Genomic DNA, 380 nt, shown 5'->3' with positions numbered 1-380 from the left:
CTCCGGTTATCGCTATGGTTGCTTGGAAGATTCGGAAAAATCTTGGCTCTCCTGTTTTATTCCGTCAAACGAGACCCGGCTTGAACGGCCAACCATTCGAAATGGTTAAGTTTCGAACCATGAAAGATGCGGCTGATGATAATGGTAACCCACTACCAGACTCTGAACGCATGACATCATTTGGCGATAAATTACGCAACTCAAGTCTAGATGAACTTCCCGAACTCTGGAATGTTTTGAAAGGGGAGATGAGCTTGGTTGGGCCTCGTCCTTTATTAATGCAGTATCTACCTCTTTATAATGAAGAACAAGCAAAGCGCCATAACGTAAAACCTGGGGTCACGGGGTGGGCGCAAATTAATGGTCGCAATGCTATATCT

Annotated in this window: 1 protein-coding gene; it reads left to right on the top strand. The window is 45.0% G+C overall.

Annotated features, from left to right (window positions below):
- Nucleotides 1–380: sugar transferase (locus AB4585_RS29270; RefSeq protein ID WP_372172329.1), on the top strand; the 380-nt coding region annotated here is incomplete at both ends.

This window comes from Vibrio sp. 10N.222.49.C9, assembly GCF_041474985.1.
In the GTDB taxonomy this organism is placed as follows: Bacteria; Pseudomonadota; Gammaproteobacteria; order Enterobacterales; family Vibrionaceae; genus Vibrio; species Vibrio crassostreae_C.
This window is presented reverse-complemented; position numbering and strand designations above follow the sequence as displayed.